13 protein-coding genes and 1 pseudogene are annotated in these 13085 nt (G+C 69.2%); 7 read left to right on the top strand and 7 right to left on the bottom strand.

All coding sequences use genetic code 11. The annotated features are described in order from the left end of the window. Window positions 1–32 precede the first annotated feature (32 nt). From ACFXOA_RS15075 to ACFXOA_RS15090, 4 genes are read right to left on the bottom strand one after another with little or no spacing between them, the layout of a single operon-like run. The gene (locus ACFXOA_RS15075; RefSeq protein WP_385027221.1) at window positions 33–584 is read right to left on the bottom strand and encodes a hypothetical protein; all 552 of its coding nucleotides are present in this window, start codon (window positions 582–584) and stop codon (window positions 33–35) included. Continuing rightward, window positions 584–952, bottom strand: a complete 369-nt coding sequence (locus ACFXOA_RS15080) for a hypothetical protein (protein ID WP_385027224.1) — start codon at window positions 950–952, stop codon at window positions 584–586. The genes ACFXOA_RS15075 and ACFXOA_RS15080 overlap by 1 nt, the downstream gene beginning before the upstream one ends. Further along, entirely contained in the window at window positions 949–3246 is a 2298-nt protein-coding gene (locus ACFXOA_RS15085; RefSeq protein ID WP_385027227.1) for a phage/plasmid primase, P4 family, read from the bottom strand. The genes ACFXOA_RS15080 and ACFXOA_RS15085 overlap by 4 nt, the downstream gene beginning before the upstream one ends. A 47-nt stretch (window positions 3247–3293) precedes the next feature. Continuing rightward, complete coding sequence (locus ACFXOA_RS15090) at window positions 3294–3506, bottom strand: hypothetical protein (RefSeq protein ID WP_385027230.1); 213 nt, start codon at window positions 3504–3506, stop codon at window positions 3294–3296. Between the two features lie 664 nt (window positions 3507–4170). Between ACFXOA_RS15090 and ACFXOA_RS15095 the strand changes: the two are divergent. The 5 genes and pseudogenes from ACFXOA_RS15095 to egtD all read left to right on the top strand — a co-directional run bounded on the left by ACFXOA_RS15095 (window position 4171) and on the right by egtD (window position 9253). After that, window positions 4171–4604: pseudogene (locus tag ACFXOA_RS15095) on the top strand (type II toxin-antitoxin system PemK/MazF family toxin). Window positions 4605–4897: 293 nt separating this feature from the next. Next, on the top strand, window positions 4898–6196 hold the full coding sequence (egtA, locus tag ACFXOA_RS15100; protein ID WP_385027233.1) for an ergothioneine biosynthesis glutamate--cysteine ligase EgtA: 1299 nt from the start codon (window positions 4898–4900) through the stop codon (window positions 6194–6196). Further along, window positions 6193–7539 (top strand): ergothioneine biosynthesis protein EgtB, encoded by a 1347-nt coding sequence (gene egtB, locus ACFXOA_RS15105; RefSeq protein WP_385027236.1) that lies wholly within the window; start codon window positions 6193–6195, stop codon window positions 7537–7539. The genes egtA and egtB overlap by 4 nt, the downstream gene beginning before the upstream one ends. Next, entirely contained in the window at window positions 7539–8294 is a 756-nt protein-coding gene (gene egtC / locus ACFXOA_RS15110; RefSeq protein WP_385027239.1) for an ergothioneine biosynthesis protein EgtC, read from the top strand. Before egtB ends, egtC begins: the two co-directional genes overlap by 1 nt. Continuing rightward, on the top strand, window positions 8291–9253 hold the full coding sequence (egtD, locus tag ACFXOA_RS15115) for an L-histidine N(alpha)-methyltransferase (RefSeq protein ID WP_385027242.1): 963 nt from the start codon (window positions 8291–8293) through the stop codon (window positions 9251–9253). The genes egtC and egtD overlap by 4 nt, the downstream gene beginning before the upstream one ends. On the opposite strand, the gene ACFXOA_RS15120 is transcribed toward egtD, so the two are convergent. The 3 genes from ACFXOA_RS15120 to ACFXOA_RS15130 all read right to left on the bottom strand — a co-directional run bounded on the left by ACFXOA_RS15120 (window position 9196) and on the right by ACFXOA_RS15130 (window position 12280). After that, window positions 9196–10035 carry a lysophospholipid acyltransferase family protein gene (locus ACFXOA_RS15120; RefSeq protein WP_385027244.1) on the bottom strand — a complete coding sequence of 280 codons (840 nt, stop codon included), beginning with the start codon at window positions 10033–10035 and terminating at the stop codon, window positions 9196–9198. The two genes, egtD and ACFXOA_RS15120, sit on opposite strands and share 58 nt — an antisense overlap. Beyond that, window positions 10032–10841 carry a GNAT family N-acetyltransferase gene (locus tag ACFXOA_RS15125; RefSeq protein ID WP_385027247.1) on the bottom strand — a complete coding sequence of 270 codons (810 nt, stop codon included), beginning with the start codon at window positions 10839–10841 and terminating at the stop codon, window positions 10032–10034. Before ACFXOA_RS15125 ends, ACFXOA_RS15120 begins: the two co-directional genes overlap by 4 nt. A gap of 185 nt (window positions 10842–11026) precedes the next feature. Beyond that, the gene (locus ACFXOA_RS15130; protein ID WP_385027250.1) at window positions 11027–12280 is read right to left on the bottom strand and encodes an extracellular solute-binding protein; all 1254 of its coding nucleotides are present in this window, start codon (window positions 12278–12280) and stop codon (window positions 11027–11029) included. Between the two features lie 202 nt (window positions 12281–12482). Here ACFXOA_RS15130 and ACFXOA_RS15135 point away from each other — a divergent pair, with 202 nt between their 5' ends. After that, the gene (locus ACFXOA_RS15135; RefSeq protein ID WP_362553039.1) at window positions 12483–12698 is read left to right on the top strand and encodes a dodecin; all 216 of its coding nucleotides are present in this window, start codon (window positions 12483–12485) and stop codon (window positions 12696–12698) included. A gap of 185 nt (window positions 12699–12883) precedes the next feature. Continuing rightward, window positions 12884–13075, top strand: coding sequence for a DUF6381 family protein (locus ACFXOA_RS15140; protein WP_385027254.1), 192 nt, complete (start codon window positions 12884–12886; stop codon window positions 13073–13075). Window positions 13076–13085 lie beyond the last annotated feature (10 nt).

A 13085-nucleotide genomic window follows, 5' to 3' on the forward strand; every position in this document is an offset into this window, starting at 1 on the left:
CGTTCGCTCGTTACGCGGCCAGCTAGGACGGTTTACGCCTCAGGGCGGCGGATGGATCGGCCGACGAGGGCCGAACGGCCGGTCTCGGGCTGGAAGACCTCGTTGCCGTCGGGGAACTCCTCGAAGAGATTCCGCTCTATCTGCATCACGTCGGAAATAGCCGCGATCCTCATGGAGGCAAACGTCTTGAGGTGCTTGTGATATCGAGCCCAGGCGTTGTAGCTGTCGAACGCTCGGACGGCGAGATAGAGGTCGTCTTTGCCCATCCCTGGCTGTGCGTAGACGAGAGCGAGGCCGTTGCATGCGATGGCGTCTTCGGCGGCGAGATCCTCCGCGAGCGCCCACACGTCATCGCTCCCGGAGGGGACGGGCACGTTCCGAGCCGACACGGGGCGGATGTTGACTCCGGAAGGGTCCGGCAGGATGTAACCCCGGTCGTACATGTCCATGAAGAGGGGCTTCCAGCCGGGGTCATCGGACAGATTCCGTCCGCCTCGATATCCAGCCTTGCGAGCCGCGCGGACAAGCTCGGCGATGTCCATACCGAGAGCCTTGGAATATGGGATCTGGTTGCTGATATCCATCAGTTGGACTCCTGATAGAGGTTGACTTCCTCGGCCACGGCCGCGCGGCACATGTCGCAGGGCTGCTGTTCGTCGCCGACCACGGGCCCGGAATCCTGGCAGTCGTACTGCGGGGCGGTGCAAGGGCCGTCCTTGGCGGCGTCCTTGAGGTGTTCGTCGGCGTACAGCCGGTACATGCCGATGAAGGCTTCGAGTGCACCCGCACACGCGTCCTTGCGGTTCAGGTGTCGGAACATCGAGGCGTAATCGCGACACCGGGGGAACTTGCTGTCGTTCAGCATGTCGCCCATGAAGTCGTCGGCGCAGGAAACGCGCGACTCCACGAATTCGCGATTCCGGATGCACCACCAGTAGAACGTCTGGCTCACTTGGACTCCTGCTTGAGGTTGAACTTGCCGTTTTCGCCGGGCTGCACCTTGAGGCTGACGCCGAAGAACGCGTGATAGCGCTCGGTGCCGCGCCCCTTGCGTCCGGCCTTGAAGGTGGGGCTGTACTCCTTGATGACCGGCGTGAACCGGCGCAGCATGTCGTTGTACGTGCCCGCGCTGTTCTTGGACTTCTCGCAGTACTGGACCCACTGAGACCAGAAGTCGTCCTTGGCGCAGTGGTGTTCGGCTGCAAGTCCGAATTCGCACGCATCGATGAGGAACGCCTTCTCGGGCGAGTCAGCAGCAAACATCGCCTCCACGAATTCACCGCTCGCGGCCGGCATGAGGAATGCACCTCGCTCGTCGAGCTCGTCCCACGCCTCGATCGCCCAGTTGAAGATGCCGGACAGCTCGGCGTATAGCTTGTCCGAGAGCTTGGGGTCTTCCTTGCCCTCATACGAGTTGGGCGTGTTGAGCACCATGAACCGGCTCGTCATGGCGTTGGAGGAGTCGCCAAGCCGAATCAGGTCGTTGGACAGGATTGTGAACCGAATCCCCATTTTGCCCTTCCACGCCTCGCGGTTCTTGCGCGGAATCTGGACCGGGTCCTCACCCGAGACGCGCAACAGGAAGTCGATCACCTTGGACCGGTCGGCCCTGTTGGCCTCGAAGCGCGAATCCGCCACAAGAGCAAGGGACTTGCCGATCAGCTCTTGGCGGCCGAACAGCTCTGCCAGGTCGTGCAGCGAGGGTCCAGCCGTGGCGTGCTCGGTCATGAGACGTTCCATGACGCGGCCGATGGTTCCCTTGCCGGAACGGCGAGGACCGATGATCGACATGATCTTCTGAAGGCGCGTCTCGCCAACGATCAGATATGCCATCCACTCGCGCAGCAGCCGAATGGACTCGTCATCCCCGTTGAACCACTCCTTCAGCTTCTCCATCCACACCGGGCATTCCGCCGACGGCTTGTAGTCGAAATCCAGAGCGTAGAGATTGAACAGGTCCGGATTCGGCTCCGTGAACCCCAGTCCCACGATGTCGTAAACGCCATTCTGGAAGGGGACCACCTTCGCCCGGCTGCCGTCTTCCCGCGTCATCGGCTCGCGGCCGTCGGCGCGCTTGTAGATCGCCTCGCATGCGTCCATCAGGTTGTTGATCCGGCTGGCCGTAGGAGCCCAGCGAACGCGGCGCGGCTTGCCCTCCGAGTCGTACTTGATGAACGTCTCGTTCTCCATGCGCATGTACAGCATCGCGCGGAAGTCCGACTTGGCGAACTCGCGCCAGAGCGAGCCGTCCCAGCGATACCAATCCCCGCGCCAGTACAGGATGTTGGGAACCCCGGCGAGCATGAACTCGCCCCTGATGTACCGCGCCACAGCCATCGGATCGGTCGGCTCGGGGCACGAGTTGGCGATGCGTGCCTTCTCGGCCTCCTCCTGCTCCTTGAGCTTCTTGATCTCGCCCTGTGGGATCTTCAGGAACTCCAATACGCCTTCGTAGGTGCACCCCGCGCGGTCGCCGTGGCAGAACATCGTCACGGACTGGTCGTCGCCCTGGCCGACAGACAGCGATGGGCTGTTGTCGTCGTGCGTGGGGCACTGGGCCATGCCGTTCTCAACCGGATGCCCGGCGAGCGCCAGAGCCCGCTTTACGCGCTCCAGATAGGGATTCGCTATGCGCGCCTCGACGTCTTCGCGAGTGAGGTGGTCGAGCTTGTCCACGGTGCGCCGGTGGACGCCGACGTGATCCGAGATGTCCTTGCCCTCGGGCACGGCGCAGATCATCGCCCGAATGCCCATCTCCTCGTACGCCTTGAGCTTGCGCGCGGCGAGTCGATATCCGGCCTGGTCCTCGTCTGGCACGATGATGACGGTGCCCTTGAAGCCCGCCACATACTGCTGACTGGATTCCTGCCAGTTCTCAGCGCCGCCCTGCGTGGTGAAGGCGACATATCCCAGCCCCTTGAGCCGGTCGGCGTCCTTCTCGCCCTCGACGTCGTAGAGAACCGTGGAGGCGTTGCCCGTACGGACAGCCTTAGCGACATCGTGCGCGTTGTATATGAGGTCGTCCACACCTTCGGGCTTGCCCGGCTGGAACACTCCACCCATCGGAATGCCCGGCACGAAGTCCTTCTTGCGCCCGTTCTTGCCCGGCTCGAACTTGCGCACCTCATACATCAGCTTGTTGGAGGTGCTGACGTAGCGATATTTACCAGTCAGCTTGCTCTCGATGGCAGCCTTCTTTGCCTTCCGGCGCTTGGGCGCGCCTTCAGGTATCATGGAATCCGACAACGCGATTCCTTTCTCTGCGGCCCCGGTTGTGGCGACCGGGGCTGTTGTCATTTCTGGACAGATGCGGCTGTTGGTGCCGGTCCCACGTCCACGCCGAAGCGCTCACGGGCCACCTCGTAAAGGGCCTCGCGCAGAACCGTGCGAACCGAGACGTTGCGCTGCCGGGCATACGCCCTGAACTCCGCCGCAATTTCGCTGTCTACATTCGTGCGAACTTCCGGCATGGCATCGATGCCCTTTGAGGGCCTCCCAATGGCCATGAGTGTGCCTTTCCGTGTCGGATGCGCCGTCCCCCTAAGTATCCCTTACCCGGCCGACTTTCGCTCGCACAGGCGTTCGAATGGGATAATTCGCATTCTCGACACGACAATGGAGATGCGGGAATGTCGAGATGCGATATGGAGGAACGGTGAAAAGGGGCCGGTCTCGACACGCAGACCCAATTCGCACCCGACTCAGACCCGATCGCAATCAGGCCTCCTACCTGCGTGAACCCGGCGCACCCGGGTTAGCGGCCTATGGTGCGTCTACTACGCTCCTGGAACGCCTTACAGGCCCTCTTCCACCTTTTCTCCCGGACCAATTACTTCGGTCGTAGGTCGGGTTCTCCGGGTTCACGCAGGTAGAAGCATGAATTCGGGTCGGGTTTCGGTCGGGTTCAACCCGGGTGCGGGTCGGGTGCGACTCGGGTGCGCCGCTGGCTCGGAGGTGGCGTATACAGACATCTGCGCAGGTCAGCGTGAGGATGGCTGGGTGGAGGCGGTATACAGAGCTGCTATACGACATGAAAGAACCCCTTGGAATCGCAGGCGGGCCGCCCAGACCATGAGCATCCGGGGGATCGAGCTGCGCCTCCTTGGGGCGTGTGGAGTCCACATTAGCTCAGGGGGCGAATCGCGCTCCGGCTCCCCGGCAGTTCCCCGCCTGCGGCCCTGCCGCGAACGCCCTGGTAGGGCGGGGTCGGTTGGTGAAACCCCGGCGAACCCCGTCTCCTGATTCCCATCTCGACATGGGCGAACGGGCAGGTCAAAGGGGGCGCACCGAGCCACGGGGAAACCCGCCTTGCGTTCGAGGAGAACGACGGCCGCGGCAAGGACCGTCCGGTCCTGGTCGTGGCCCGGGAGGAGGAGGGCACCCTCCTGGCCGTACAGCTGTCCAGCAAGCAGCACGACCGGGACCACGAGTGGGTCGCCCTGGGTGCCGGGCCGTGGGACAGTTCGGGACGCCCGTCCTGGGTGGACCTGGACCGGGTGCTGAGGGTCCACGAGGACGGGATGCGGCGCGAGGCTTGCGCGCTGGACCGCGACAGGTTCGATCTGGTGGTGGGGCGCCTGCGGGAGCGCTACGGCTGGCGCTGACCGGAGAAGGCCTGGGGGGAAGACCGTTCGGCCGGCGGAAGCCCAGCGTGGTGCGGTGGCCGCCCGCCCGGACGATCGCCCCCGTCTCAAGCGCGATTCCGGGCAGTCGTGCGGTCACGGACGCGAAAGCGCGGTCGCGCGCTCACGGACACGTCCCCTTGTGGTGCATACGGGGCATGCTGGATGTCATGGCGGCATGGACGCAACCGGTTTTCCGTCGCACAGGGGCACCCTTGTGCGAACTCCCGGTAAGGGTTTGGGTGGGAACTAAGCATCCCTGAAGGAGGCCCAGCATGCCCCCTGACGCTCTCGGCCAGAACGGCCCGCCTGTCGGTGCCGCGCCCCTCGGCGAGGAGGAGGCGGAGGATCTGATCCGCGGCATATGTTTCAAGACGGGACCGCCTCGTACGGTCGGCGTGGAGCTGGAATGGCTCATTCACGACCGTGAACACCCCGAGGCCGCTGTCTCGCACGACCGGCTACGCGCGGCCGCCGACGCGGTGCGCGCGACATCGCTCGACGCCGCCCTGACCTTCGAACCGGGAGGCCAGCTCGAGCTCAGCTCGCAGCCGGCGGGGTCCCTGATGGAGTGCTTGACCGCCACGGCGGCGGATCTCGCCTCCGTACGGCGCACCGTCGACCGGGAGGGCCTCGCGCTGGCGGGTCTGGGCGTCGACCCGTGGCAGCGCCCGCGCCGGCTGCTGCGGGAGCCGCGCTACGACGCGATGGAGGCGGCGCTCGACCGCTCGGGGCAGGCGGGCCGGGCCATGATGTGCACCTCGGCCTCCGTACAGGTCTGTCTGGACGCGGGCGAGGAGGAGCCCGGGCCGCTGGGTTACGCGCGCCGCTGGCAGCTCGGCCACCTGCTGGGCGCGGTGCTGGTGGCTGTGTTCGCCAACTCGCCGTTCCGCGAGGGCCGGCGCACCGGCTGGAAGTCGAGCCGGCAGGCTTTGTGGGCGGATCTGGATCCGGCCAGGTCGCTCGCGCCCCGGACCGGACCGGCACCCCGGGATGCCTGGGCCGGCCATGTGCTCGACACTCCCGTGATGTGCGTCCGCTGCGACGACGGCCCCTGGGCCGTCCCGGAGGGGCTGACGTTCCGCGACTGGATCCGCGGCGGTGGTCCGAGGCCACCGGTCAGGGCCGATCTCGACTACCACCTGACCACGCTGTTCCCTCCGCTGCGTCCGCGCGGCCACCTGGAGCTCCGCATGATCGACGCGCAGTCGGGCGCCGACGGCTGGCTCGTGCCGCTCGCCGTCACGACCGCGCTGTTCGACGACCCGGAGGCCGCGGAGACCGTGTACCGCGCGGTGAAGCCGCTGGCCGAGACGGCGGGCCGGGCGGCCGCGCCACGCAATCCCCTGTGGACGGCCGCCGCCCGTGACGGGCTGAGCGACCCGGAGCTCGCCTCGGTGGCGGCCCTCTGCTTCGCCACCGCGCTCGACGCGCTCCCCAGGATGGGTGCCGACGACCATGTCATCGGCACGGTGGCCGCGTTCGACGAACGCTACGTGGCCCGTGGCCGATGTCCGGCAGACGATCTTCCCGACCCGGAACAGCTCCCGCACGGAAAGGGCTCGGTCCGATGACTCACACCTCCTCCGCAACGTACGACGGCGCCGCGCCCGAGCCGGAAGCGCTCCGCGTGCGCGCGCTGAGCGCGCTCCTCGCGGCGCGGGAGCGCACCGCCCTGCTGACCGACAGCGTCGACGACCACGACCTCACCGCACAGCACTCCCCCCTGATGTCTCCACTGGTGTGGGACCTCGCGCACATCGGCAACCAGGAGGAGCTGTGGCTGCTGCGGGCGGTCGGCGGCCTCGATGCCCTGCGTCCCGAGATCGACGGACTGTACGACGCCTTCGAGCACTCCAGGGCGAGCCGCCCGTCCCTGCCGCTGCTGGCGCCGGCGGAGGCCCGCACCTACGCCGCCGAGGTACGGGGGCGCGCACTCGACATCCTCGGCGGCGCCTCGCTGGACGCGGGAGGCCGCCCGCTGGAGCACGCCGGTTTCGCCTTCGGGATGATCGCCCAGCACGAACAGCAGCATGACGAGACCATGCTGATCACTCATCAGCTGCGGAAGGGGCCGGCGGTTCTCGACGCCCCGGAGCCACCCGTCGCCGTCGACCCCGTGAGCCTGCCGGCCGAAGTGCTGGTACCCGGGGGGCCCTTCACCATGGGCACCTCCACCGAGCCATGGGCCCTGGACAACGAGCGCCCGGCGCACCGGCGGGAGGTGGCGGCGTTCCACATCGACACCGCCCCGGTCACCTGCGGGGCCTACAAGCGGTTCATCGAGGACGGCGGATACGGCGACCCGCGCTGGTGGGCTCCCGAGGGCTGGGAAATGATCCGCGAACACGGCCTGGAGGCGCCCCTGTTCTGGCACCGGGACGCGGGTCAGTGGCTGCGGCGCCGCTTCGGTGTGACCGAGCCCGTGGCCGACGACGAGCCGGTGCTCCACGTCAGCTGGTACGAAGCGGACGCCTACGCCCGCTGGGCCGGCCGACGGCTGCCGACCGAGGCCGAGTGGGAGAAGGCGGCCCGTCACGACCCCGCCTCCGGGCGTTCACGCCGCTACCCCTGGGGCGACGAGGACCCGACGCCCGAACGGGCCAACCTGGGCCAGCGACACCTGCGCCCCGCGGCCGCCGGTGCGTATCCGGCGGGCAGGTCCCCCGTGGGCGCCGGGCAGTTGATCGGTGATGTCTGGGAGTGGACGTCGAGCGACTTCCTGCCCTACCCCGGGTTCGTGGCATTCCCGTACCGCGAGTACTCCGAGGTGTTCTTCGGCCCCGGGCACAAGGTGCTGCGCGGGGGTTCGTTCGCGGTGGACGCGGTGGCCTGCAGGGGTACCTTCCGCAACTGGGACCTGCCGGTGAGGCGTCAGATCTTCTCCGGCTTCCGCACCGCTCGGGATCACGCCTGATGTGCCGTCACATCGCCTACCTGGGGCCATCAGTGGCTCTGGGCGAGGTGCTCACCACGCCTGCGCACGGTCTCGTACGGCAGTCCTGGGAGCCGCGGCACCAGCGCAACGGCACTGTGAACGCCGACGGGTTCGGGGTCGGCTGGTACGCGGAGGGCGACCCCGTGCCCGGCCGCTACCGCCGCTCCGGGCCCGTCTGGGGGGACGAGACCTTCGCCGATCTGGCCCGCGTGGTGAGGAGCACCGCGCTGCTCGCCGCGGTCCGTGACGCGACGTTCGCCGGGGCGGACGGCGAGGCCGCCGCGGCGCCGTTCTCCTCGGGCCGGCTCCTCTTCAGCCACAACGGCGCGGTGCGGGGCTGGCCCGGCTCCCTGGCCCGGACGGCCGCGACGCTGCCCGCCGAGCGGCTGCTCTCGCTCGCCGCACGCAGCGATTCCGCGCTGGTCTGGGAACTGCTGCTCCAGCGGACCGAGCAGGGCGACGAGTTGGCTCAGGCGGTGGCCGACACCGTGCTCGAGGTCGCCGCCGCCGCGCCCGGTTCGCGGTTGAACCTGCTGCTGACCGACGGGACCACCATCGTGGGGACCACCTGGGGCGACTCCCTCTGGTACCTCCACGAGCCCGGCCTGCGCACGGTGGTGGCCTCGGAGCCGTACGACGGCGATCCGCTCTGGCGTGAGGTCCCCGACCGCAGCCTTCTGACCGCGACGCACACCGATGTCCTGCTGACCCCGCTCAAGGAGCACACCGCGTGAGTCCTTATCTGCTGACCCGCACCCTGCCCGCGGACGCGACCGACGCGGCGCTCCGCGCCGACGTGCTGAGCGGTCTGTCCGGAAGTCCGAAGACCCTGCCCCCCAAGTGGTTCTACGACGCGCGCGGCAGCGACCTCTTCGAGGAGATCACCCGCCTGGACGAGTACTACCCGACGCGGGCCGAGAGGGAGATCCTTGTCGCGCGGGCCGGGGAGATCGCCGCGGCGTCCGGGGCCAGAACGCTGATCGAGCTGGGGTCGGGGTCCTCGGAGAAGACGAGGCATCTGCTGGACGCCCTGCCGGACCTGGACACCTATGTGCCGGTCGACGTGAGCGAGAGCGCCCTGGCGGGAGCGGCCGAGGCACTGCTGGCCGAGCGTCCCGGGCTCTCCGTGCACGCGCTCGTCGCCGACTTCACCCGCGCCCTGGAACTGCCCGAGAGCCCGGGACCCCGCCTGGTGGTCTTCCTCGGGGGCACACTGGGCAACCTTCTCCCGCCGGAGCGTGCGGAGTTCCTCCGTTCGGTCCGGGCGCGCCTCTCCCCCGGCGACGGGCTGCTGCTCGGCACCGATCTGGTCAAGGACGAGGCGACGCTCGTCGCGGCGTACGACGACGCGGCGGGGGTGACCGCCGAGTTCAACAAGAACGTCCTGGCGGTCGTCAACCGCGAACTGGGGGCGGACTTCGTGCCGGACGACTTCGCCCATGTGGCCAGGTGGGACGCGGACAACGAGTGGATCGAGATGCGGCTGCGCGCCCGCCGGGCGCTGACGGTCAAGGTCCGGGAGCTGGACCTCGTGGTGCAGTTCGAGCAGGGGGAGGAACTGCGCACGGAGATCTCGGCGAAGTTCCGGGAGGAGAGGGTCCGCGGTGAGCTGGCCTCGGCGGGTCTGCGGCTGGATCAGTGGTGGACGGACACGGCCGGGAGGTTCGCGCTGTCCCTGTCGACGGCGGACTGAGCCGCCCGGGCCAGCTCCCGCCGGTTCGGATGACTCCCGGCCGGCACCGGCGGCAGGAGCCGGATCTCCGCGGTGAGCCCGGCGGCGGTGACGACGCGCCACAGTGAGGCCACGAGGGTGTCGTCCCCGACGAAGGCCGCCGCTCCCGCGGTGTCCGCCCGGTCCGTCCGGTATCCGATCCGGACCGGGCGGACCGGCGCGCCCGCGTCGATCGCCGCCTGGAACGCGGCGGGGCGGAACCGGCCGCCGCCGCGCCGCCCGCACCAGGTGCTGCCCTGCGGGAAGACCGCCACGCGTGAACCAGCCGCGAGAGCTCCGGTGAGCCCCGCCACCGCGTGCGGCAGGGCCAGGAGCCGGTGACGCTCGATGAAGAGCGTGCCGCCCAGAGCGGCTGCGGGACCGAGCAGGGGCCAGCGCCGTATCTCGCTCTTCGCGACCATACGGGCGGGAAGCACGGACGCGACGAGGGGAACGTCCAGCCAGGACACGTGGTTGGCGACCACGAGCTCCCCGGCCCGCGGGCGCGACCGCTCCCCCGGGTCCCCGGTGACCCGTACGCGGACGCCGAACGACCTGACGACGGCGTGCGCCCATCGGCGGATCACCCGGTCGCGCACCGAGGGCGCCAGGAGGAGCACCGGCGGGACGCACAGCACCCCGAGGACGGTGAGGGCGCATCCGGCCGCCAGGAGCGCCACGGCGGGCAGCGGGCCACGCACGGAGCCTTCGTGGCGGGCGCACTCGCGCGGGGTGCAGGGGGACGTCGGGAACCAGGCGTTCATCGCAGCGGGGCCAGTGAGAGGAAGTGGCGCAGGTAGCGCGGGTCGGTGCGGCGCATCGAGAGCAGGACGTAGAGGTCGGCCACGCCGAAGTCCGGGTCGTGGGCGGGGGCTCCGCACACCCAGGCGCCGAGGCGCAGATAGCCGCGCAGCAGCGGGGGGAGCCCGGCCCGGCCCGCGGCCGGGGTGCCGGTGTGGGCGGAGCCGTCCCAGAGGCGGTGGGGGGTGACCCAGTACTCCTCGGGTGCCAGGTGGCGTGCCCGTACGGTGTCCCAGCTCCTGGCGGCCAGTGCCCCGCCGTCCGCGAGGGGGACGGAACAGCACCCGGCCAGCCAGTTGTGGCCGGTCCGCTCCATGTAGCGGGCGAGTCCCGCCCAGATGAGGGCGATCACCGCACCGTCCCGGTGTGCGGGGTGGACGCAGGACCTGCCCACCTCGACGAGGTCGTCGCGGATGGGGGCGAGGCGGCCGAGGTCGAACTCGCCCTCCGCGTAGAGCCCGCCCGCGAGCCTGGCCCCGCCGGGCGGCAGCAGCCGGTAGGTGGCGACCACTTCCCCGGTGCCCGTCTCGCGCACCAGCAGGTGGTCGCAGAAGGGGTCGAAGGCGTCGCTGTCGAGTCCGGGTTCCGTGCTGTCGAGCCGGGCTCCGAGCTCGCCGGCGAAGACGAGGTGGCGCAGGCGCTGCGCGGCCCGCACGTCGTCCTGGCAGGTGGCCAGGGAGACTTCGTACGCGGGCGGGGTCCCGCCGGGGCGGGGCGCGGGTACGGCCGGGGAGGCGGGGTGCGGGGTGGTGAGCGGCAGCACGGTCATGGCGGTCTCCGGGGACGGTTCGGCGGGGCGGCTGCGGGCCGTCGCGAGGGTGCGACGGCCTCTTCCCCTACTTCTTCCGTGACCGGCTGGATTCGACATGACCACTGCGGAGCGAAGGGATGTGCGAAGGCTGAATCCCCGGCCCCGGGCGGGGATCTCCGTCCCCGCCCGGGGCCGCCGGCGGCTCAGCCGGTGATCAGCTTGGAGGTGATGCGGTCGGACGCCTTCCTGGCCTCCTCCGCCGGGTCGCCGCCCTCGAGCACCGCGGTCATGTAGGGCTTGATCGGGTTGTCCGCCTCGACGGCGGGCCAGTACGGCGAGTTGGGTGTGGCGCGGCCCTGGGTGGCTCCCTCGGCCATGGCGGCTGTTCCCTCCTGGCCCCCGACCACGTTCGCCAGGGCCGGCTTGTTGGGCACGTAGCTCATGGCCTTCGCGAGCTCGGTCTGCCACTCGGGTCCCGCCAGGGCCTTGACGACGTCCACGCCCTCACCCCGGTGGTCCGCGCGCTCCGGGACGATCAGGTCGGATCCTCCGGTGAAGACCGCTCCCGGCTTCTGGGCGGTCTTGCCGGGAATGGGGAAGTAGCCGAGCTTCCCCTTCAGATCGGGGTTGCGCTGCTCGATGAGTGCGGCGCTGCCGGGGACGGAGATGATCTGGGCGACATCCCCCTCGGCGAACACGTCCGTCTCCGGCGGCGACTGCTCGTCGGCGTCCTTCGGCCCGTCGCCGAACGCCTGCAGCGTCTTGTAGAACTCCATGCCCCGCAGCGCGGCGGGCGAGTCGAGCGCGCCCTGCCATTCGCCACCGCCCTCGTCGGCGAGTTCACCGCCCTCGTCCCAGATGAACCCGGCGAGTACGTACCAGTTCTGTCCGGCGAGGTAGATGCCCTGTTGTCCGGCGTCGTTGAGCTTCTCGCTGATCTCGACCCATTCCTCGCGGGTCCTGGGGGGTTCGGTGATCCCGGCCTGCGCGAAGAGGTCCTTGTTGTAGATCACGACGCGGTTCGCCGCGTACCAGGGGATTCCGTACTGCCCGCCGTTGACCTTGCCCGGCTCCGCGAGCCCGGGGAGCCAGTCCTCGCCGCCCAGGTCGCGCATCGACTCGAGGGTGAGGTCGCGCAGCTTGCCGGTCTCCGCGTACTGGGCGACCTGGGTGTTGCCGACCTCGATGACGTCCGGCGCGTCATCACCCTGCAGCGCCTTCAGGACCTTGGGGCCGATGCCGCTCCATTCCTGGAGGACGATCTCCAGCTCGACCGACGGGTGCTCGGCCTCGTAGGACTCCTTGAAGTGGTCCAGGAAGTCCTGGGAGGCGCTGCCCTTCATCAGCCACACGGTCACCGTGCTGCTGTCGGTGCCCATCCCGGGGAGGAGACCGCAGCCGCTCAGCGCCACGGAGGAAACGAGCGCGACGGCTCCGGCCAGTATGCGGATCTTCACGGGGTCACCTTCTGCGAAACGGCACGACGAAATGACAGACCCGGGTGGGGGGCTGCGGGCTGCGCTCGCACGGGCGTATGGCCGGGAGTTTGGTATGGACCAATCCGCAGGTCAAGGTCCGGCAGATCCCCCGTCAGGGGACCGGACGCCTCGCGCGGCGGCTCCGGGTGAGGCACGGTGGAGCGAGGGAAGGAGACAATTCATGTCGAATCACACCTACCGGGTGACCGAGATCGTAGGAACATCCGAAGAAGGCCTCGACGCGGCCATCCGGAACGGCGTCGCAAGAGCTTCCGAAACGTTGCACAATCTCGACTGGTTCGAGATGACCCAGGTGCGCGGGCACATCGAGAACGGCCGGATCGCGCACTACCAGGTGGGGCTCAAGGTCGGCTTCCGGCTCGACGAGAAGTCCTGAACGGCGCGGCCGGACGGCGGACGAGCCGCCCGTCGGCGTCGGAACCGGCGCGGCCGGTCACGTCCGGCGGCAGTGGAGTCCGGTCGTCGTTCCCGCCCCCACCCGGGAGGCGTCCAGGAGATGCAGGCCGCCCGCGCCACTGGTTCGCTGAAGGGGTCCGCTCCCCACAGAACACAGGAGTGATCATGAGCGTTGCAGGTGAGTCAGGCGGCCGTGCCGGGCAGCTCCGCGCCAAGGCGCAGGAACTGAGCGAGGCCGCCGAGCGTGCCACCGATCCCGAGCAGCGGCAGAGGCTCCAGGACAAGGCCCGGCGACTGAGGGAGCAGGGCGAGAAGGAGAGCTCCATGGACGACCGCGGCATGGACCCGATGGTGTAGCCCGTGGCTC

The sequence above is a fragment of the Streptomyces sp. NPDC059166 genome (genome assembly GCF_042755185.1).
GTDB lineage: Bacteria > Actinomycetota > Actinomycetes > Streptomycetales > Streptomycetaceae > Streptomyces.